The 21552-nt window shown below is 56.8% G+C and carries 15 protein-coding genes; 6 read left to right on the forward strand and 9 right to left on the reverse strand.

Annotated elements, in window-relative coordinates:
- Positions 1 to 42 precede the first annotated feature (42 nt).
- The 5 genes from cls (at position 43) to ABEA92_RS23765 (ending at position 6437) form a co-directional block, all read left to right on the forward strand.
- The gene (gene cls, locus ABEA92_RS23745; RefSeq protein WP_345686915.1) at positions 43 to 1599 is read left to right on the forward strand and encodes a cardiolipin synthase; all 1557 of its coding nucleotides are present in this window, start codon (positions 43 to 45) and stop codon (positions 1597 to 1599) included.
- 193 nt (positions 1600 to 1792) lie between these two features.
- Entirely contained in the window at positions 1793 to 2788 is a 996-nt protein-coding gene (locus tag ABEA92_RS23750; RefSeq protein WP_345686917.1) for an Acg family FMN-binding oxidoreductase, read from the forward strand.
- A 134-nt stretch (positions 2789 to 2922) separates the two neighbouring features.
- Positions 2923 to 3969: a dihydroorotate dehydrogenase-like protein gene (locus tag ABEA92_RS23755; RefSeq protein ID WP_345686919.1), complete on the forward strand. Its 1047-nt coding sequence runs from the start codon at positions 2923 to 2925 to the stop codon at positions 3967 to 3969.
- A 22-nt stretch (positions 3970 to 3991) separates the two neighbouring features.
- Complete coding sequence (locus ABEA92_RS23760) at positions 3992 to 4891, forward strand: universal stress protein (RefSeq protein WP_345686921.1); 900 nt, start codon at positions 3992 to 3994, stop codon at positions 4889 to 4891.
- Between the two features lie 49 nt (positions 4892 to 4940).
- Positions 4941 to 6437, forward strand: coding sequence for a bifunctional aminoglycoside phosphotransferase/ATP-binding protein (locus ABEA92_RS23765; RefSeq protein WP_345686922.1), 1497 nt, complete (start codon positions 4941 to 4943; stop codon positions 6435 to 6437).
- 38 nt (positions 6438 to 6475) lie between these two features.
- Here ABEA92_RS23765 and ABEA92_RS23770 read toward each other — a convergent pair whose 3' ends face one another.
- The 3 genes from ABEA92_RS23770 to ABEA92_RS23780 all read right to left on the reverse strand — a co-directional run bounded on the left by ABEA92_RS23770 (position 6476) and on the right by ABEA92_RS23780 (position 14809).
- On the reverse strand, positions 6476 to 6652 hold the full coding sequence (locus tag ABEA92_RS23770) for a hypothetical protein (RefSeq protein WP_345686924.1): 177 nt from the start codon (positions 6650 to 6652) through the stop codon (positions 6476 to 6478).
- Positions 6653 to 6958: 306 nt separating this feature from the next.
- On the reverse strand, positions 6959 to 14041 hold the full coding sequence (locus ABEA92_RS23775) for a choice-of-anchor Q domain-containing protein (protein WP_345686926.1): 7083 nt from the start codon (positions 14039 to 14041) through the stop codon (positions 6959 to 6961).
- 309 nt (positions 14042 to 14350) lie between these two features.
- Entirely contained in the window at positions 14351 to 14809 is a 459-nt protein-coding gene (locus ABEA92_RS23780) for a hypothetical protein (protein WP_345686928.1), read from the reverse strand.
- On the opposite strand from ABEA92_RS23780, the gene ABEA92_RS23785 reads away from it, so the two are divergent.
- Positions 14808 to 15140, forward strand: coding sequence for a hypothetical protein (locus ABEA92_RS23785; RefSeq protein ID WP_345686930.1), 333 nt, complete (start codon positions 14808 to 14810; stop codon positions 15138 to 15140). The two genes, ABEA92_RS23780 and ABEA92_RS23785, sit on opposite strands and share 2 nt — an antisense overlap.
- A 185-nt stretch (positions 15141 to 15325) precedes the next feature.
- Here ABEA92_RS23785 and ABEA92_RS23790 read toward each other — a convergent pair whose 3' ends face one another.
- The 6 genes from ABEA92_RS23790 to ABEA92_RS23815 form a co-directional block, all read right to left on the reverse strand.
- Entirely contained in the window at positions 15326 to 15661 is a 336-nt protein-coding gene (locus ABEA92_RS23790; RefSeq protein ID WP_345686932.1) for a cupin domain-containing protein, read from the reverse strand.
- A gap of 34 nt (positions 15662 to 15695) precedes the next feature.
- Complete coding sequence (locus ABEA92_RS23795; RefSeq protein WP_345686934.1) at positions 15696 to 15968, reverse strand: RNA-binding S4 domain-containing protein; 273 nt, start codon at positions 15966 to 15968, stop codon at positions 15696 to 15698.
- 186 nt (positions 15969 to 16154) lie between these two features.
- On the reverse strand, positions 16155 to 17306 hold the full coding sequence (locus tag ABEA92_RS23800; protein WP_345686936.1) for an acyl-CoA desaturase: 1152 nt from the start codon (positions 17304 to 17306) through the stop codon (positions 16155 to 16157).
- 375 nt (positions 17307 to 17681) lie between these two features.
- Positions 17682 to 17903 carry a small basic protein gene (locus tag ABEA92_RS23805; protein WP_345686938.1) on the reverse strand — a complete coding sequence of 74 codons (222 nt, stop codon included), beginning with the start codon at positions 17901 to 17903 and terminating at the stop codon, positions 17682 to 17684.
- 438 nt (positions 17904 to 18341) lie between these two features.
- Positions 18342 to 19616: a hypothetical protein gene (locus ABEA92_RS23810; protein ID WP_345686940.1), complete on the reverse strand. Its 1275-nt coding sequence runs from the start codon at positions 19614 to 19616 to the stop codon at positions 18342 to 18344.
- A gap of 326 nt (positions 19617 to 19942) precedes the next feature.
- Positions 19943 to 21373 carry a hypothetical protein gene (locus ABEA92_RS23815; protein ID WP_345686942.1) on the reverse strand — a complete coding sequence of 477 codons (1431 nt, stop codon included), beginning with the start codon at positions 21371 to 21373 and terminating at the stop codon, positions 19943 to 19945.
- Between the last annotated feature and the right edge of the window lie 179 nt (positions 21374 to 21552).

The following is a 21552-nucleotide window of genomic DNA, read 5'->3' on the forward strand; positions in this document are numbered from 1 at the left end:
GATACTTCGTTAAACTCCGCTCGCGGTGTAGAATCATCGATCATGCAGATCTTCGATTCCCTCTCACAACCATCTTGGTTCATCACCTTCATTCCACACCTGGTGGTGTCGATTGAGATATTGGCCATTTTCTCGGCGTTCCATGCGTTGCGGCATGTTCGCACGTCGCAGGCGGCGGTGGCGTGGGTGATTGGTCTGGTGACGATTCCGTTTCTGGTGTTGCCGATGTACTGGGTGTTCGCACGGCATCGTTTCGAGGGATACCGGGAAGCGATCCGAGCGGTGGGCGAGCGGCATGTCCAATCCGTAGCCTCGGTTCGTCGCGAATTGATCACCGATGCTAATGTTCGCACCACCACGCTGAACACATCGCTCGAGTATCTCGCCGACGTCTTGGATACACCGCTGTGTGCTGGCAATTCGTATGAATTGCTGATTGACGGAGCCTCGTTTTTCGACTCGCTGCTGAAGCGGATCGATGCTGCCGAACATTATGTATATTTAGAGTTCTACATTATTCGCGATGATGAGATCGGCAGAAAACTTGCCGATGCGTTACTGCGATGTGTCGAGCGTCAGGTGAAGGTGCGTTTGCTGTATGACGAAGTGGGATGCCTGCGATTATCACGACGGTACATCCGGCGATTGGTCGCTGCGGGGATTGACGTGCGAGCGTTTAATACCCGGCAGGGGTTTGTAAACCGATTTCAAATCAACTTTCGTAATCATCGCAAATTGGCAGTGATTGATGGCAAGGTCGCCTTCGTTGGCGGGTTGAACGTCGGCGACGAGTACCTTGGGATCAGTGCCGGCCGCACACGATGGCGAGACACGGGGCTCGAAATTGCGGGCGAGTTGGCTCGCAAGGTGCAAGCGGTGTTTGCCGGCGACTATTACTGGGCCGCTCGAACCGATTTGCCCGAAGCAAAGTGGCATTTCGAACTGGACGAGCAAGTCGAACTGGAGGGGCATTTTGAAGCAGATCGGCATTTCGAAGCGGAGGGGGATTTCGAAGCGGAGGGCAGCGACGGCGAGTCTCGGGCCATCGATTCGAGCTTCGCGGCGGTTTGTGCAACGGGCCCAGCCGATCAACGACCCCGCGCGACGATGATGTTTGCGTCCACTGCCGCGACGGCAAAACGCCGTTTGTGGATCAGCACTCCGTATCTGGTTCCCGATGACGCTTTGATCGTTGCGTTGTCAATGGCGCGTGCACGCGGAGTCGATGTTCGCTTGTTGATTCCTTCGATCGCTGACCAGTGGGCGGTCTTTCTAGCAGGCTACTACTACGAACAACAATTGGCCGAAGTCGGGATTCCGGTTTACCGTTTTCCAAAAGGCTTTATGCATCAGAAATGTGTCCTTGTCGATGACGACTTGGTTTTGATCGGGTCCACCAATTTCGACAATCGGTCGCTGTACTTGAATTTCGAGTTGATGGTTGCGATTGCGGACCCCAAGCTGATCGCCGACGTCGCGGAGATGTTAGAGCACGATTTCGCCGAATCGACGCTCAGCAACGCAGCGGGCGAATCGCTGCGTCCCATTTTCGCACGCATGGGGACCGCTGTCGCACGGTTGTTTAGCCCCGTACTGTAGTCCGTACTGTGAGCCCGTCCCGCTCACCACGTCGGCGACCACTTCGATGGCATTGAGCCCCACGCTGCCCCTGCGAGTGCATGTCCAACTGTCGCACCGCACCACGACGTGACGGCCCATTGTTTGCACCCTATTTCGAGTGCTCGGTAACTCACCGAAATACTCTTCTCTTGTCCGAATAGGTTGTAATGCGATGACTACGAATACCTTGTCCCCACCTCTGCTCACCGCCCGGCTTCGTCATGCGGTCCAACAAGCAACTCAAGCACCATCAAGTCATAACACACAGCCTTGGTTATTTCGGATACGCAATGACGGAGTCGAAGTGATTGCCGACAAGCGACGAGCGTGCCCTGTCGTCGATCCCCAGGATCGCGAGTTGTACATCAGTTGCGGTGCGGCGCTGTACCATCTGCGGTTGGCAATGAAGGCAGATGGGTTGGCTACCTTGGTGACGATCTTGCCATGTCGTTCGGATCCTGATTTGGTGGCACGCGTGCTTGTCGCGGGGTCGCACATTCCGTCCCTCGATGAACGGACGCTTCTGGATGCTGCTGCGAAACGACGAACAAATCGGTTCGCGTTTGAGCCTCGCGAAGTCGACCCACAGCTACAGGTGGAATGGATGAATGATGTTCGATCCGAAGATGCCTGGATCCACTATTTTCAGACGGACCAACAGAAGCATGCGGTGGCGGATCTCGTTTCCGAAGGGGATCGACTTCAGGCGAGCGATCGCCATTTTCGCCGCGAGCTTGCCAAATGGGGCCATTCCAACAACAGTTCGCGTCGGGATGGGCTTCCCGGCTACACCCATGGCGCCGGCGATCTTGCGTCGACGTTCGAGAGCTTTCTCGTACGCACGTTTGATTGGGGGGACGGAAAGGCGGCAATCGATCGTCAACTCGCCGAAGGATCGCCGTTGTTGGCGGTGATTGGGACCCGCACCGATACGATGGACGCTTGGATCGCGTGTGGGCAAGCACTGGCAAAAATGTTGTTGCGAGCGGCGTCCTGGTCCGTGGACGCATCGTATTTGAACCAGGCGATTGAAGTTGAGACGCTACGGAAGCGTTTGATGGAACTGACCGGCAATCAGGGAGTGCCGCAGATTCTGTTGCGATTGGGCTACGGCAAACAAGTCAGACCGACTCCGCGACGTCCGCTGGACGACGTCATTGTCGACTAAGTCCAAGGGGGACAACGCAGAGGATGGCAGACCCTTGGTTCTCGAAACCGAGGGGCTCCGGCACGAGGTTTGCCTCTGATTCGAATCGGGGGCCCACGATTTCTCTTCTCTCCTCTTTTTTGGATTTGTCCATCATGGCCTCGGAACTGGCGTGTAGCTATTTGGGAATGGAATTGGACTCGCCTGTGATGGTTGGGTCTTGCCCGCTGACCATGGAACACGAGACGGTGCGTCAATTGGTCGATGCCGGTGCCGGCGCGATCGTGTTGCCGTCGATATTGCAGGAGCAAATTCAGCACAGGAAGTGGATGCAAACCAGCCCTGAGCATGCGATTCAGCGTAGCGGGTACCAACCCCAGCAGGACAAGTACAACGGTGGCACCGAGAAATACCTGCGGACGATCGAGGCCTTGCGAGCCGCCGAGTCGGTTCCCATTATCGCCAGTATGGATGGACTCGAAGACGGTGATTGGATCGACTATGCAAAAGAAATGGAGGCGAGCGGGGCCAGTGCGTTGGAGTTCAATTGGCATCCTTCGGTCTTCAGTCCAAGCGAGTCGGCCGAGGAGATTGAAGAGCGGGTGTGCGTCATCGTCCGCCATTTGTGTGCGAGTGTGTCAATCCCGGTCGCCGTGAAATTGAGCCCGCGGTTCACAAATTTGGCCTCGATGGCTCGTCAACTACAAATTGCCGGCGCTGACGGCATGGTTTTATTCACGCATCTGCCCCAGTGGGATGTCTCGATCGATCGTATGCAGTGGTCGATCCGCTGGGAATTATCCGCGGTCAATTCGATCGGATCGATTCTCGAAGGAATTGTGCGAACCCGTGCTGGCGAGTTGGATCTACAAATCGCGGCTAGCGGTGGAGTGCGAACTGCCGAAGATGCGATCAAGTCCATGATCGCCGGTGCGGATGTGGTGATGGTAACGTCCGCAATCTACCGCGATGGGCCTGGCGTGATCCGCAACATCGTCCAAGGCATTTCAAAATTCTTGGACACCGGACCCTATGAATCGCTGGCCGATTTTCTGCAAGCCCGAGCGAACGTCAAATTGGGCCCCGAGCATTTGATGAGGCTTCCCTCAGGGGATCCACTGACTTGCTCGGAGCACTATTTTAACCCGACCCCTGTCGTGACGACTGATACCGGAGATGTGTTTGGTCACAAGCACATCTGATTGCACCCGTGGAGACATTCTGATGAAAAAGATTCTGTTGGCTACCGACGGTTCACCTCACGCAGAGGATGCGACGCGGTTCTTAGCTCATTTGCCTCACGGAGACAAAGTGGAGATCACGGTGTTGTCGGTACTGCATGTGCCCACGGCGGGTAGCGTCAGCGGACTGGGTGACTGGGTGGATACGATTTTGGAGCGAGAGCGTGAACGCGCCATCGATACCTTTGCCAAGATTGAATTGATGTTTGATGGCGCCAATGTGACGCTAAAGCATCGGATCCAACAGGGGCATGTCAGCGAGACGATTGTAGAGGTCGCGAAACGTGAACAGGCCGATTTTCTTGTGATGGGGGCGCGGGGGCATTCCCAGGTCGAACGTTTGATCTTGGGCAGCGCGAGTGATTACGTTGCGACGCATGCGAACTGTAGCGTGTTGGTCGTCCGGCCCACCGGAGTCCGCAAAGCGAATCATCCCATACGGATCGCAATTGCGTACGAAGAGACGGGGCCAGCCGAAGCCGCACTCGAAGAAATCGCCGAGGTTCGCTGGGGGGCCGAGCCCGATCTGCGTGTCGTGTCCGCGTTGTTCGCTGGTGGTATCGACGAATCCGTCAGACGAAAATCGACCGAACGTGCCGCTGACAAAGCAGCCGATCGATTGCGCAAGACCGCAGCCCACGTTCGTGTCGAGTCGATTGTGCACGATCATATTGGCGAAGGATTGGTCCGTTATCTCGAAGAAAACGAGTGTGATATCGTGGTGGTCGGCGAGACGCCTCGCACACGGTTAGGGCGAGTTTTGATGGGAAGCACGTCGCGATTCGTTCTGCGGCACGCGCCCTGCAGCGTTTGGATTACTCGAAACCGAATGGTTCAAGGAATCCCCAAAAAGACGCCGCATGCGGAGACGGCGTCGACCTAGTTCGCGTCTTCCCCGTCTACCGCACGCTTGTAACCCCGCCGTTGGATCGATGGACACTACCGAGGTGAATCTGGTTGACTCGTTGCATCGTCTCGATGCGTTTCCCGACTCCAATGCGACCGTTGAATTTCATGAGACCCACATCTCGTGGGTCTTCCTTGTGGGCGACTATGCATACAAGATTAAAAAACCGGTGAAAACCGAGTTTCTCGATTACAGCTCGCTCGAAAAACGCCGACGGCTGTGCCAAGAAGAACTGCGATTGGACAGCCGTTTTGCCGACGATTTGTACTTAGACGTCGTGCCCATTTGTAAGGTCGATGGAAAACTTCGGGTGGAAGGTGACGGCGAACCGGTGGAGTACGCGGTCAAAATGCGTCGCTTTCCCAGTGACGCCCTGCTAAGCGAACGGGTCAAGGCAGGCCGAGTGACATTGAGCGAGGTGTCGCAATTGAGCGATTCCATTGCCGATTTTCATCACTCAGCCGCACGATGCGAAGAAGCCGATGCAATCAGTTGGCCTGAGTTCGTGTTCGACAACATGAGATCCATGCTGCGTCAATTAAAACAGGTTTGCTCGGCACCGACGGTGACAACGATTTACGCGGTAGAGCAGTGGTCCGAATCGCTCATCCGAGAACATGCAGAGCTGTTCACTCAGCGTGCGAAAGCAGGGTTCATTCGTGAATGCCATGGCGATCTGCATTTGGAAAATGTCGTCAATTGGCAGGGCCGGTTCATTCCATTTGACGGGATCGAGTTTAATTCGCGGATGCGTTGGATCGATGTGATGAGCGATGCTGCATTTTTGATGATGGATTTCGCCGCTCGCGGGCACCTCGAACTCGGTCGCAGTTTTATGAATGATTATCTCCAACGCACCGGAGACTACGAATCGCTACGCACCCTTCGCTGGTTTCTTGTTTACCGCGCCATCGTTCGCGGTTTGGTCGCGTCGATCCGTGCTAAACAATCTGATGCGTCCGCAGCCGAACGTGAAGATGCAGAAGCGGATTGCCGCGGCCATATCGCATTAGCCCATCGATTCACGACCGAGGAAACGCCCACCCTTTGGATCACCCACGGAGTTAGCGGTAGTGGGAAAACAACCAAAAGCGAACGCATCGTTCAGCAAGACGACTGTTTTCGGATTCGCAGCGATGTCGAACGCAAACGCATCTATGGGATGCAGCCGACGGAACGTTTCTCGCGAAGTGATCTGTACAGTGACGAAGCCACGGCCGCGACATACCAGCGATTGCAGCACCTCGCAAAATTGATTCTGCGAGCGGGGTATTCGGTGGTCGTCGACGCGACGTTTCTGCAGCAATCCCAGCGTTCCTGTTTTCGAGAGCTAGCCTCTCGCGAATCTGCGACCTTTGCAATCTTGGATTGTTCCGCCGACACCGACACGCTGTATCAACGTGTGGCGGATCGGGCTCGTGGCAACGGCGATGCATCGGATGCCGATCATGAGGTGCTGCGACACCAACTTGCATCACGTCAGCCGCTCACTCCCAACGAACGGCAGTATGTCGTCAAATAATCGATTCGATCGAATCGTCCGCGTGATCGACGATGGGGTTACCTTGTCAAAAAATAGTAGGCGGCTGCGATCGCTAGAATCCCAATCAAAATGAGTGGATAGGTCAAACCGACCACCGCAAAGGGGGCTCCGGGTGCTTTTTTACCAAGCGGTTGATCTTCGGAATGAATGGATTCCTTAACGCTGTCCGTCACGTTTTTCTCTTTGTGATTCATGAACTAACCTTCAATTGTACGTCGTTGCAATGAGAGTGGTGCCGACGCAGCCCGTTTTCGCCAAACGGTATCAGCACACCTTGCACACTTCGCATTTTGCGTGCCACGAAACCAAGCTCGCACGCCACTTGCAGGCTGTCCATTGTCAACCTGTTCGCATTCTCAACAGACCGTTGACTCAGCACGACCGCGACTGCGTGTTCATCGTTCATGATGGTTGATGAACACGCAGTTCTGCGTCGTTCGCTCCGGTGGCGAGTCTCGATGCATCCCATCGGAACTCGCTTTGGGCTTTCGCGATGTTGCCTACGACAGAAGCGTGAGCAGGGAATCGTCGAGCAGCGATGGTGTCGCTACTTCGCTTTCTGCCATCGCTTTGTCCACTGCGTCGAGATTAACCGTCGACTGAGGCTCGCTCGTATCGTTCGCCGCATTGGATCGGACGAGCAGTGAGCCAGACGGCGTGTCGCCAAAGAGCGTGTCGACCGCAGCATCGTTCGTCACCGAGTCGGGGCTGTCATCGGTGGCCGTCGAGGGCAACAATGCAGGAAGCGATGGCGACGTTTCACTGGTCGCAGTCGTGTTCACGCTAGTGCGGTTAAGCTGATTGATCACACGCAGAGCATCGAGTGCGGTGACTTTGTTGTCGCGATTGACATCCAGGAACCGGGGAATGATCGATTCACCTTCGCCGCCACCATGGCGACCAAGCGAATTGATCACCAACAAAGCATCCATGGCGGTCGTTTCGCCGCTGGCGTTGGTGTCGGTGGGCTGCAGAATGTTGGTCGGAGGGGCATTGGAAAGCGATCCAGGCCCCGTCGAGGTGCGGATCGCAAAAATGCGATCTTCCAATTGAGGTTCAAACACAACCGCATACACTCCCCCGGCTTCGAGTGATGCGGTGGCAACGGTACCGATCATGTTGCTCACGATCATCGCATCGGTGTCAAAGATCAGAACCGTTTCGCTCAGCGACGCGGTACCCACCGGCGTGATGGTGACGATCGTGTCAACGAGCGACTGGAACAAGATCGCAGTCGTTGTACCGTCGCCGGGGACAGGTTGTCCTCCTTCGACCTGATTGGGGATGACCACGCGAGGAACGGTAGGCGGACGATCATCGTCAAGGATGGTTCCATCAGCCGTCGCGATATCGATCGACGCATTGCCAGTCGCGTTGCTCAGCGTCACGCGGAAGCTTTCGTTGTTTTCGATCGTGGTGTCTCCGGCAACGTTCACGGTGATCGTCTTGCTTGACTCACCGGCCGCAAAACGGACCTCGCCACTTGGAAAAACGCCATCCTCGAAATCGTTGGCCGATGCGGGATTGTTGCCAATACCGGTAACCACAAAGTCGACCGTGGTCGCGTCCGCTGTATTGTCCGCACGTGTCACGATAAAGGAAAACGGTGTGAACCCCGAGTTGCCTTCGTTCTTGAGGGCATCGGTCGCCGTGATGGACAACCGGGCTGGAGTAACCGTCCCGTTCAAATTCGATTCGAATGCTCCGATGTCAAACCCGGCACCTTGGGGACGTGCGACTCCTCTTTGGTCAATGGCCAATCCAGCGGCGACGCCCGCGTTTAGTGCTGGACTGCCTTGCAGCAATGCAATGGTAGGCGTCGGACCACCATTATCCCCCAGCATGTCTAGTAGCGGGTCGACATCGATGATGTCGCTCGGCAATGAACCCGTCAGAGAGACCCCTGTCGAATTTCCAAACAGGTTGTTGCCACCGCTGGTAATCGAGCCCGAGGCGTCCGTCCCGGTCGTCGCATTGTTGTTGGCAACGAGCGTGTTGGTGACGGTGAAGACGCCGCCGAGCGTATTGATTCCTCCGCCAGCGACCGCGGTGTTGCCGGCAATCGTAACACTGGTCAACGTGACATTGGCCCCTTCGCTGCTGATGCCGCCACCGTTGTTGGTCGCGATGTTGGCGGCAATCGTCGAGTTGGTGATGGTGATATCACCGCTTGTTCCATCGTTGAAGATACCGCCGCCATCGACTGATGTATTTCCTGACACGGTAGAACGATGGACGACAAGCGTGCCGTCGCTACTGTTCCACAGCCCGCCACCCTCGTTGGTCGCCGTGTTTGCCGAAATCGTGCTGTCGGTGATCGAAACGCTCCCCGCGCCAGTGATATGCAGTCCGCCGCCATTTCCCGGTGCGTCACCTGTGGAATTGCCATGCAGCTGAGCTCCGCTGATCACGATCGAGTCGCCCGCGTTGTCTTCGATGCCTCCTCCGGCCCGACTCGCTGAATTGGACGTGATTGTGACGTCTGAAATGGTTATCGTGCCGCCAAGGTTCAAAATTCCTCCACCGCTGCCACTGTCGCCATCGGCAACATTGTTGCTGATGGAACCGCCGGTGATGTTCACGGTACCTCCGTTATTAAAGATCCCACCGCCCCCGTCGTCCGCGACATCGCCCGATGCGGTGTTTCCATCGATGGTGGTGCCATCGATCGTCATCGTTCCGGTTCCGTTCCACAGACCACCTCCTTCGAGTGCCGCAGAGTTCCCCGAGATCGTGCCGCCGGAAATCGAGATGTCGGCGGCGCCCGTTACATGCAGCCCGCCGCCGTTACCGGGGTTCGCTGCGGCGATGTTGTTGGTCAATGTCACGCCCGTCAAGTCGGTTCCACCATCGGCCCCCGAGGCGTCTTCGATCCCACCGCCGGCTCGGTTGGCTGTGTTTGCCGTGATGGTCGCGTCCGTAATCGACATCGTCCCATCGCTGGCATTAAAAATCCCGCCGCCACTGCCGCTAACGCCATCAGCGACATTGTTGCTGATTACCGTCGAGCTGCCGGTGATAGTGAGCGTGCCGCCGTTATTAAAGATCCCGCCGCCTCCGTCGTCCGCGGCGTCGCCCGATGCGGTGTTTCCATCGATGGTGGTGCCATCGATCGTCATCGTTCCGGTGCCGTTCCACAGACCGCCTCCTTCGAGCGCTGCAGAGTTCCCCGAGATCGTGCCGCCGGTAATCGAGATGTCGGCGGCGCCCGTTACATGCAGCCCGCCGCCGTTACCAGGATTTGCTGCGGCGATGTTGTTGGTCAATGTCACGCCCGTCAAGTCGGTTCCACCGTCGGCCCCCGAGGCGTCTTCGATCCCACCGCCGGCCCGGTTGGCAGTGTTTCCCGTGATGGTCACGCCCGTAATCGAGATCGTCCCATTGGTCGCATTAAAAATCCCGCCGCCACTGCCGCTAACGCCATCAGCGACATTGTTGCTGATTACCGTCGAGCTGCCGGTGATGGTGAGCGTGCCGCCGTTATTAAAGATCCCGCCGCCCCCGTCGTCCGCGGCGTCGCCCGATGCGGTGTTTCCATCGATGGTGGTGCCATCGATTGTCATCGTTCCAGTACCATTCCACAGCCCACCTCCTTCGAGCGCCGCGGAGTTCCCCGAGATCGTGCCGCCGGTAATCGAGATGTCGGCGGCGCCCGTTACATGCAGCCCGCCGCCGTTTCCCGGCGCCGCGAAACCGATTGGTCCGGCGACGTTGCCTGAGACAGTTGTATTACTCAACTCGACCGATCCGAGAATGATTTCGATCGCACCGCCTGCGCGGTGCGACGCATTCTGATCGATCACCGTTCCGGTGATGGTCACATCGCCATCAACGCTCAACAAACCACCCCCGCTGCCGCTGGTTCCATTGGCAAAATTCTGTTCAATCAAGCCACCGCTGATCGAAAGCGTCCCGCCATCGTTAAAAATCCCGCCGCCTCCCTGAGTTGCCTCATTGCCGCTAGCCGAATTCAATTGGACTGTCACATTGGATAGCGTCAGTGTTCCGCTGACGCTGTTCCACAAGCCTCCTCCCTCGGCAGCCGCCGTATTGCCTGATACCAAGCCACCGCTGATCGTGACCTCGCCAGCCCCGCTAATATGCAGCCCACCGCCGTTGCCTGGATTCGCTGCGGCGCCGTTACCAACCCCGGCGCTGTTGTTGCTTAACTCAACACCAATCAAATCAACTTCACCGTCTGCCCCCGAGGCGTCTTCGATTCCGCCGCCGGCTCGGTTGGCAGTGTTTCCCGTGATGGTCGCGTCCGTAATCGAGATCGTTCCCTCGGAGGCATTGAAAATTCCGCCGCCACTGCCGCTAACGCCATCAGCGACATTGTTGCTGATTACCGTCGAGCTGCCGGTGACGGTGAGCGTGCCGCCGTTATTAAAGATCCCGCCGCCCCCGTCGTCCGCGGCGTCGCCCGATGCGGTGTTTCCAGCGATGGTAGTGCCGTCGATCGTCATCGTTCCAGTGCCATTCCACAGACCGCCTCCTTCGAGTGCCGCAGAGTTCCCCGAGATCGTGCCGCCGGTAATCGAGATGTCGGCGGCGCCCGTTACATGCAGCCCGCCGCCGTTTCCCGGCGCCGCGAAACCGATTGGTCCGGCGACGTTGCCTGAGACAGTTGTATTACTCAACTCGACCGATCCGAGAATGATTTCGATCGCACCGCCTGCGCGGTGCGACGCATTCTGATCGATCACCGTTCCGGTGATGGTCACATCGCCATCAACGCTCAACAAACCACCCCCGCTGCCGCTGGTTCCATTGGCAAAATTCTGTTCAATCAAGCCACCGCTGATCGAAAGCGTCCCGCCATCGTTAAAAATCCCGCCGCCTCCCTGAGTTGCCTCATTGCCGCTAGCCGAATTCAATTGGACTGTCACATTGGATAGCGTCAGTGTTCCGCTGACGCTGTTCCACAAGCCTCCTCCCTCGGCAGCCGCCGTATTGCCTGATACCAAGCCACCGCTGATCGTGACCTCGCCAGCCCCGCTAATATGCAGCCCACCGCCGTTGCCTGGATTCGCTGCGGCGCCGTTACCAACCCCGGCGCTGTTGTTGCTTAACTCAACACCAATCAAATCAACTTCACCGTCTGCCCCCGAGGCGTCTTCGATTCCGCCGCCGGCTCGGTTGGCAGTGTTTCCCGTGATGGTCGCGTCCGTAATCGAGATCGTTCCCTCGGAGGCATTGAAAATTCCGCCGCCACTGCCGCTAACGCCATCAGCGACATTGTTGCTGATTACCGTCGAGCTGCCGGTGACGGTGAGCGTGCCGCCGTTATTAAAGATCCCGCCGCCCCCGTCGTCCGCGGCATCGCCCGATGCGGTATTTCCATCGATGGCGGTGCCATTGATCGTCATCGTTCCGGTGCCATTCCACAGACCACCTCCTTCGAGTGCCGCGGAGTTACCCGAGATCGTGCCGCCGGAAATCGAGATGTCGGCGGCGCCTGTTACGTGCAGCCCGCCGCCGTTACCGGGGTTCGCTGCGGCGATGTTGTTGGTCAATGTCACGCCCGTCAAGTCGGTTCCACCGTCGGCCCCCGAGGCGTCTTCGATCCCACCGCCGGCTCGGTTGGCAGTGTTTCCCGTGATGGTCGCGTCCGTAATCAAGATCGTTCCCTCGGAGGCATTGAAAATTCCGCCGCCACTGCCGCTAACGCCATCAGCCACATTGTTGCTGATTACCGTCGAGCTGCCGGTGATGATGACCGTGCCGCCGTTATTAAAGATCCCGCCGCCTCCGTCGTCGGCGGCATCGCCCGATGCGGTATTTCCATCGATGGTGGTGCCGTCGATCGTCATCGTTCCGGTGCCATTCCACAGACCGCCTCCTTCGAGTGCCGCAGAGTTACCCGAGATCGTGCCGCCGGAAATCGAGATGTCGGCCGCACCTGTTACATGTAGCCCACCACCGTTGCCGGGGTTCGCTGCGGCGATGTTGTTGGTCAATGTCACGCCCGTCAAGTCGGTTCCACCGTCGACCCCCGAGGCGTCTTCGATCCCACCGCCGGCTCGGTTTGCTGTGTTTGCCGTGATGGTCGCGTCCGTAATCGAGATCGTTCCCTCGGAGGCATTGAAAATTCCGCCGCCACTGCCGCTGGTGCCATCGGCGACATTGTTGCTGATTACCGTCGAGCTGCCGGTGATGGTGAGCGTGCCGCCGTTATTAAAGATCCCGCCGCCCCCGTCGTCCGCGGCATCGCCCGATGCGGTGTTTCCATCGATGGTGGTGCCATCGATCGTCATCGTTCCGGTGCCGTTCCACAGACCGCCTCCTTCGAGTGCCGCAGAGTTCCCCGAGATCGTGCCGCCGGTAATCATGATGTCGGCCCCACCTGTAACGTGCAGACCGCCGCCGTTTCCCGGCGCCGCGAAACCGATTGGTCCGGCGACGTTACCTGAGACAGTTGTATTACTCAACTCGACCGATCCGAGAATGATTTCGATCGCACCGCCTGCGCGGTGCGACGCATTCTGATCGATCACCGTTCCCGTGATGGTCACGTCGCCATCAACGCTTAGCAAACCACCCCCACTGCCGCTGGTTCCGTCCGCAAAATTCTGTTCAATCGAGCCACCACTGATCGAAAGCGTCCCGCCATCGTTAAAAATCCCGCCGCCTCCCTGAGTTGCCTCATTGCCGCTAGCCGAATTCAATTGGACTGTCACATTGGATAGCGTCAATGTTCCGTTGGCGCTGTTCCAAAGGCCACCCCCTTCGGCCGCGGCGGTGTTGCCCGTAACGGTACCCCCACTGATCGAGACATCACCAGCCCCACTGATATGAAGTCCACCTCCATTACCAGGGTTTGCTACGGCGCCGTTGCCAACACCGGCACTATTGTTGCTCAGTGTGATTCCGCTCAGAGCAACGCTTCCATTCAACCCCGAGGCGTCTTCGATTCCTCCGCCGGCTCGGTTGGCCACGTTCCCCGAGATGGTCGAGTTCGCAATGGCGAGTGCGCCACCGTTTGCGTTAAAAATCGCCCCGCCACTGCCAGCGACTCCCGACGCTGTGTTTCCACTGAGGATGGAATTGGCGATGTTCAGGGTTCCGCCATCGTTGAAGATCCCGCCGCCCCCTTCGCTTGCCGCGTCACCGTTCGCGGTGTTACCCGACAACGTCACCGAATCGAGAAAGAGTGATTGACCGGCGGCAACATAAATCGCGCCGCCGACGGCCGCGGTCCCGTTAAGCAACGTCAATCCTTGAAGATACACCTCGTTGCTAATCGCGGGATCTGCGTTCGCATCGATCGAGAAAATTTGTGACGCGTTACCACCACTGATCGTGATCTCGGTGGCGTCCACCAACGCAATCGCTAATGAGTCAGTGATCGACAATTCGCTGGTGAGCGTGATCGTCGATAAATCGGGAATGAATGAAATCGAATCGATGATGCCTGGTCCAGCGTCACCGGCGATCGTATCGGAGTTGATCACCGCGTTTGTATTCGCTGCCTGGATCGCTTCCCGCAAGCTAAGCAGTCCATCTTCGGCGACAATGTCGGCGGCAGTGTTGACGATAAAGCTTGCCAGCACTCGACGGTCCTCAAGTGGTTCTGCTAACAAACGTCGAATCCGTGACCGTTTTCTGGGACATGGCGACTTTCGGTTTCGTCCCGTCTTCCCTTTTGCACGTGATGAAATTGCAAGTAGGTTGGGGGTCGGAATGCCAAGCATGATGATCTCCAGGTTGGGGGGCGTGATTTCAGCGTGGACCGCGTCATTACTTCCCTATTAGAGTGGGGGAAGTCTCGTCGTGCATCTCTGTTTCTGAGATGATCACGTGGGAAACCCAACAGTGACCGATCCGCTTTGAGCGGCAAGCGTGGTGACTCGGCGTTGCCCAATCGGCCGGCGGCAAACGCCATGCCATCGTCAGCCCAAACCACAGTGAGCCTGAATCGTTGGGTTCAAATGCATCCAGAAGAGAGTTCGCCACGGCCGGCGGTGGCGATCAGCGGTTGCCGCTGGCGAGGCCAAATTTCCGGTGAGATGACCGAGTCGCACTTTGGGAATGAGGAGTGAAGGAACAGCGGAAATGTAGCGTTTTCGCAGCGTCATCCGTGTTCGTGTACCCTTTGCAAATCGAGACACGCGGGTCATGCCCGAGACAGCAACGATAGCGGCTCGATTGCTTGCGCGGTTCGCTGAAAAAGAAGAGATTTCACGCAAAGCACACTCTAATTTTTTCGCTATACTGCCCACGCCGACATCGTAAATCTCGTCCTGTGCTCGTGTGTCGAGTTTGGCTTTTCCATTCATCTCGAGCGATTCGGTCCCTGTCCGGTTTTGCAGGGCAGCCCTGTACTCTTGTTCCCCGATAAGAAAATTCATGAAAGTTCGATCCCTGCTTACTAATTTAGCCAGCGGAAGTTTGCGGATTTATTCGCATCAACAGACGGTCAAGCAAGGCGGTGACTCGTCGTCAATTGAACGCAAGTATTTGGAACTTGATGGGACCCCTGAGGCCTATCGGTTTATGGCATCGCTGTTAAACGAGATGGCGGATAATGCTGAGCGGCACGGGAAAAACGCGCCTGGTCAAAACGTATTGCTTGATCCGAAAGATGCCGATGCCATCGCAATCGATGATTACGATGCGATTTCACTTACCTGTCGCAAACGTCCACCAAGCAATCAGCTCTTTTCACTTGGATCCGACTGAATCGCTTTACGGCTTGTTGCTTCAGTCGTACGACGGACTTCCTAGTCCGTCGAATACACCATTGACGGACTAGGAAGTCCGTCATGCACCCCTTGCCGTAGGAAAGTTCACTAAATCAGCAAGCCGTTTAACGATTCTCTGACGCTCTCGCTACTAATTCTGCTCCCCTGACCGAGACGCGATAGTCAAGCGGGAAAGAAGACGGCCAGCCATACCGTGGGCTCGCTTGCCGAAGTCCACTCGATGCGATGTTTTTGGTGCGCCGGGATGATCAGATGGTCTCCGGTGCAAAGTGTTTTCGGCGGAGTGCCGTCAGCAAAGCAGAGCTGTGCTTCGCCCTGCAGCACGATCACCCATTCGCTTTCCTCTTGGTCGTACCAGAATCCGGGCTCACTGCAGTGGCCGGTCGAAACGATTCGTTCGATCCGAATGGCTGGCGTCTCGACCAAGACGTTCACTAACTCGGCAGCAAGCGACGTGGGCAGGTCGCTGAATAGATTGGCGAGGGCGGGCTTTGACATCGATCCGATCGAATCGTGATTAGGGACGCAGCGATCAGTCAAAATCGGTTTCGTTGACGATCAAGGTTTCGTCGTCAATGTCCACGACGTCACCGATGACCAGCTGTTTTCGCCGCCGTGTTTCGACTTCGCCGTTCAAGCATACGTCGCCAGCTTGAATCAGGATTTTGGCTTCGCCCCCGGTACCAACCATGCCGCGGCATTTTAGAAAGTCATCGAGCCGGATGATGGGGCCGCGATCATTCGCACTTGGCTTGCCTGAGGTCACTTTGTCATCGCCGAGAAAATCAGGATCGTGGGTACTCATTGTTTTACTTCTAATGTTGCAGTCACTGGCAACGCGGTGAAGCATCCTTTGGTAGCTGCCTCCGCCAGAAGATGGGTGACTCGCAATTTCGAGGCAACCATCCACGCTCTAGCGAGAGCGTAGTATACAAAATGCAAACGCTGCAATTTGCCGACGCGTTGGTTCGCAGCGTTTCAGCCCAGCCGGTTAGCCAGCCGTTTGTTTTGCCTTGGTCACGGCCTTGGGACGAACGACGTCCTTGGCCAGTCCCACCATTTCAAGCAATTGGATCACTCGCCATGACATGTCAAATTCGTACCAACGATGGCCGTGAGCGGCCGAGCGTGGTTCGGCGTGGTGATTGTTATGCCAGCCTTCGCCGTGGGAAAATAACGCGACCAACCAATTGTTTCGGCTGTTGTCGCGTGTTTCGTAATTGCGATATCCAAAGACATGGGACAGCGAATTGACCGCCCAGGTGCCATGCAGCACAAACACGGTGCGCACCGCGACCGCCCAAACGGCGTAGCTGTAGGCATAGCGGAGTGCTTCCCCGAATTGGCCGCCGCTGACCGCGTATCCCACCAACGCACCCGCGGCGATGATCAACAAGGCGTGGGCGACAAAGACGAAAAACCAACCGCCATGCCGTTCCAGTTTCAAGTAGAACGGGTCACGCAGCAGATCGCGCACGTAACGCTCGTAATGGCTCGTGCGATCCAGCGTCTTGTGGCGGCAAACCACCCAGCCCATGTGCCCCCACAGAAAATTGACCAGCGGCGAATGCGGGTCGGGTTGATGGTCGCTGTGTTGATGGTGCATCCGGTGAATTGCAACCCAGCGTGACGGGCTGTCTTGCAAATTGCACATGCCAAGCAGCGCGAAGGTGTGTTCAAGCCATTTGGGGCACGTGAACCCTCGGTGCGTCAGCAATCGGTGGTACCCCACCGTGATCCCCAGCATGCCAAAGGTAAAGTGACCGAGGATCCCCAGGATCAAACCTGACCATGTAAACAAGTAGCTAAAGCTGAATGGCAAAAACGCCAGCAATGCAATCAGATGGACCGCCGAAAGTACGATCACGTACTGCCACAAGATCTTCAGTGGCTCGGTTTCCTCTGGGCGCGGCAGCTGTTGAGGGTCGATTCCCGATGCAGGCAGCGCCGAGTCGCAGATGTCGCTTTCAGCAGCGGTCTGAGCCGGACTTGGCTGAGTCGAGCTTGGCTGAGTCGTGACGCTTGCGTTTTCGCTGCGATCTTCGACAGCCGACGCGGTATTGGAAGCTCGCAAGATCGGATCCGACTCGGAGGTGGTTTGTTGAGAGGGGGTCATGCCATCCATGTTCTTCAACATTCCCATCAGGTCTAGTGTTGACGCCGGAAATCTAGATCCAATTCGATAAAAAAAGCCGACCGAGTTCACTCAATGTTACTCGATCGGCTTTGCTGTGCTGCGTAATGCAAGGCGAGACCAAATGGGGGCTCTCGGTGCTCCCCCCTTCGCTTTTCAACTTTTCCTTCGTCCGTCCTTTTGGATCGGTCACTTGGGTGAATGACCGATTTCCGGGATATCGGGACGGTTCCGCCGCGCTGCTAGCGATATCGGCGGTGCTGGAGGGTTGCTGCGCCGCAAAAAGCGAGGTGAAGGGATTGAAGGAACCGAAAACGAAGTCGCCGTAGCGATGACGTGCTGCCCGCAAATCGATTGCAGCGGCAGCCGCAAACCACACCGCGACTACTTCTTCTTCTTGGCGTCCTTGGGGTCGTCTTCCTTCTTTACTTTCTTCTTTCTCTTCAGCGAAACTTTGGGAACGCGTACTTTCGCCATGCCAATGATGTTGGCTTCAGGGTCAAAACGGTCCAGTTCAGTCAGGCGAGCGATACGCTCGGCCCGAGTTAACACGTTTCGCGACTTGATAGCCCCGGCTTGCACCTTGAGGCTGCGATCCATGGTCATATTACGGCTCAGTCGGTCAAATTCGAGAGAGGGATAAAATTGAACGTTTAGGGGCCTCGCAAAATAGCGGCTTTGGAGATTTTTGACAAGTTGACTTCCCGTTTTCCTGCCAAAAACCACAAAACGCCCGCTAAATGGCCCCCTACCAGCGTTTTTTCCTGATCAAATCGTCGCTGTTTTCTTCCTTGGTTGGGCAACGCTGTGAAGCATCTTCTCTTACAGGGGGCGTGCTAATTTAGCGTAGCGCAAGTCGTCAACGACTTTCGTTCGGTGGTGTATGCCCCCCGAAACTCTTGACGGCTTGTTGATTTAATGAAGGTTCCTGCGGCAAGGGGTGTATGATGGACTTTCTAGTCCGTCAATGGCGCATTCGACGGACTAGGAAGTCCATCGTACGACGAAAACAACAAGCCGTCGCGAGATCCGCTACGAAATGCTTTACAGCGAGTTGGTCTCTTTTTTGTCGGCAAATTCGGGCTTCGTCTGCCGTAAGATCGCCAAAATTTCGGATCGCATCGGTGGGGTCAGGTGGGCAAATTTGGCATCATCGTCCCCGTTTTCCAAAATCGCGGTCAATCGAGCGATAATCTGGCGGCGGACTTGATCTGGTAACCCGTCAAAGGCGTCTGAGTAAATCAGGTAGCTGCAGGGATAACGAAATAGCCGCGTGTTCAGGTCCAGGTCTCGTAGCGAGCGCCCCTTGGCGTCGCGAATCCCCCTTGCCGCAAACTCCTCGGCAAACCGGCTGGTCCCTGCCACAGGCGACGTCAACGCAAATTCGTCGCACATCAACATGTGGTGAACCACGCGATCGGCCGAAGAGGCGATGCGGCGCTGCGCGCTTTCGCTCAAGTAATCGGGGGCTCGATCGAGAAACTCGTTCATCTGATACGACTGGTGGATCGCTTCGCGCGTTTCATAGTTGGCGGCCGCAATGGCGTTGTGCATTTGCGTCTGATGCTCGAGCACCATCAATGCCACCAAATCGCTATGCGGCGACAAGTAGGGCGTGGTCGACACGATGCCTTCGAGTGACTCGCGGTTGGCTCCCGCTTCTCGGTCACCCTCGGTATCGTCTTCCTCATAGGTGATGTTGCCCATGTGCCGCATCTGGCCATGCGTGCCCGTCACGTACCATCCACCCCATCGCTCGGCGAACGGACTCGTTAAGTCGGTGTTGTACGTCCCGCTGCCAAGAATGGGTTGTCCGCCGGAATCGGCAAAGACGCTGCGGACAAGGTAGCCGGGAACGTTTTGGGTTCGGTGCGATGCGTGACACGTCAAGCATTGCCCCCGGTCGCGTACGAATTTCGGCGCCGCGTCCTCGGATTGGCTGAGCGTGTAAAACATCGCGCCTTGCTTGGCGTCGGTCGCGGCAAATTCAATCACATCGCCGCGTTGGCACCAGCCGACGTAGACGTTGTCGTTAAAGTACAACGCGCGAGGCCGCTGCGGGCTGATCCGGCGAAGCTGCAAACTTGTCTTGGAAAACACCAGCGTTTGCGAGCTGACCGGCACATCAAGCGCCTCGAGTACCGATTTCAAATAGCCATGTTGTGGGTCGAAACTCAATTTGACTTCGCCAGCTTCCACCTTGGCAGCAAGATCCGACACCGGATCATTTGTCGCTGCGGTCATGTAGTTAATCGGCGGACCCTCGAACGAATCCTGCTGCGCCCTTGCGGTCGCTCCACAAAGAAAGCTGGTCATCATTGCCAATATCCCATACAGGACACGGCGCGATGGGGAGCGGAATGGATGCAGGATAAGTGCGTTCATCAGGTCCTCGACGATCGACCAAGGCAGGCACGCTGCAGGCGTGTTGCGTCTGCAGCGTGGGGAGGCGTCCGTATACCGACCCGACAGGCAGTTTTCGGGTCGCCAAGCACGGCACCAGCCTCCATTAAACTAGGTTGGCCTAATCTGCACGTCAAGGTGTAAGTTTTGCCGGCGGTAGCTGTTTTGCGACGATTTTGGTTTCGTCGTGGCTGCCAGCGACGGCTTTTTTTTGCCGCTTGCTTGTCGCCTTGGACGGCATATCACGGCACTCGTGTTGCCGTGAATTCGACTCGGTATTCTCGATTCGGGTCGCATTGACGAGGGTTGGGGACCAAGATGAAATCGTCCGTGATGACGGGGGAAAGCTCACCGTCATCGATAAGTTGGATCTGGTGGATGCGATGAGGCAGTAGTTCAACGATCGGCCGCCATCCCCGCTGGGCTCCGTTGGTGTTGATCGGTTTGAATGATTCCTCGCCACGATTGGGGGTGATCACCAGCGTGTAGTGATTGCCGTCGACGCTCAAGGTTTGATCGTACGCTTTGGGACGGTCATCCATCTTGGCTTGCCACGCGGGATCGCCGTAAAACGCCACGACGTCGCGGTCCCACAACAATCCGGCACCATCGTGTGCGGTTAGTCCCTGCGATTTTCCGTGTGAATTCGGTGTGGTGCTGACCCGCGGTCGTGATCCCACTTGCAGCTCGGCGTCGACGATGTCGTCAAAGCAGGTGTCGAGACGATGAATCAGTGCGTGATGGTTCGCGTGAAACGCTTCGGCCAATGTGTAGCGGCCGGGTTGTTCGACAAAGTAATCCAGTAGTCCCCAGCCGCCATAGCCGTACCAGGTCACGACGGTGTATCCGACCATTTGGCGAACGCCGAGTTGGTTCATCCACGCCAATGCCATCGCATCCGGGCCATCGATGTCACCCATCAAGCAGTTCCCCACTGCTAAATAGACTTTGGGGTTATCGGATTGAATCTCAAAGCGTTCGCCATCGGTGGTGACGCCAAACATTTTGCCTGCTTTGGATTGAAACGTACCGTTGCGATAGCGAAATCCAATTTGCCAATCTCGCTGAGTGGCATGGCCTGAGGTCACAAACAGATCGGCGGTATTGTCGCTCAATGATTTTGCCAAGGCATGCGTGGTGTCCGCTGGTCCTTGTTGCTGTCGAGCCGTATCGCCGGGCGTCTTGCTGACCGTTTTTGATTTCACCAGTTCGTCGAACCAAACGCCCGAGTTACACATTTCAAGTGCGATCTCGGTACCCGCGGCAACATGCGAAACGGTCAGTGGTTCGCGCTGCTCGGCTGTCCGCAATGCTCCGGCGGCGTCGTATCCCGTGATGATGCCCCACTGGGTGTCGGTGTAGGGATCCGAGTCAAGTTGCCGAGTCATTTGATGGACCGCGGCGACGAAGTCACGATTGGCTTGCTGCGGCGTTGCGACAAAACAGGTGTACCGGGGATGTTGAATCTGCAAACTTTCGAGGCTCTCTTGCACCTCTTGGTCCCACAGCACGACATCGGCGCCGGCATATTTTTGGCGGAGAGCGTCAACAACGCGTCGCCACGGAGCGTCCTGGTGCGTTTCGCGACGGATTACAATCGTGTAGTCGCCTGCAACTGCAATCGAACCGGGGATAGCGGCGAACAGCAAGCTGGCGAGAGCAACCGTTTTCATGACATGTCTGGGGGTAAATCAAGCAGTAAAAAGGGGCGGTGAGTCCCGTGGTGTCGGCTCCGGCACGGACGCCGGCGTGGTGTCTATGGTACCCTGTTGCCGTGCCGTCGGCATGATAACGAAAATGGCCGCAAAATTTCTGAACAAAAAACAGGGTAGCCAAGCGTGGATCGAAAATG

The sequence above is a fragment of the Novipirellula caenicola genome, assembly GCF_039545035.1.
Taxonomy (GTDB): domain Bacteria; phylum Planctomycetota; class Planctomycetia; order Pirellulales; family Pirellulaceae; genus Novipirellula; species Novipirellula caenicola.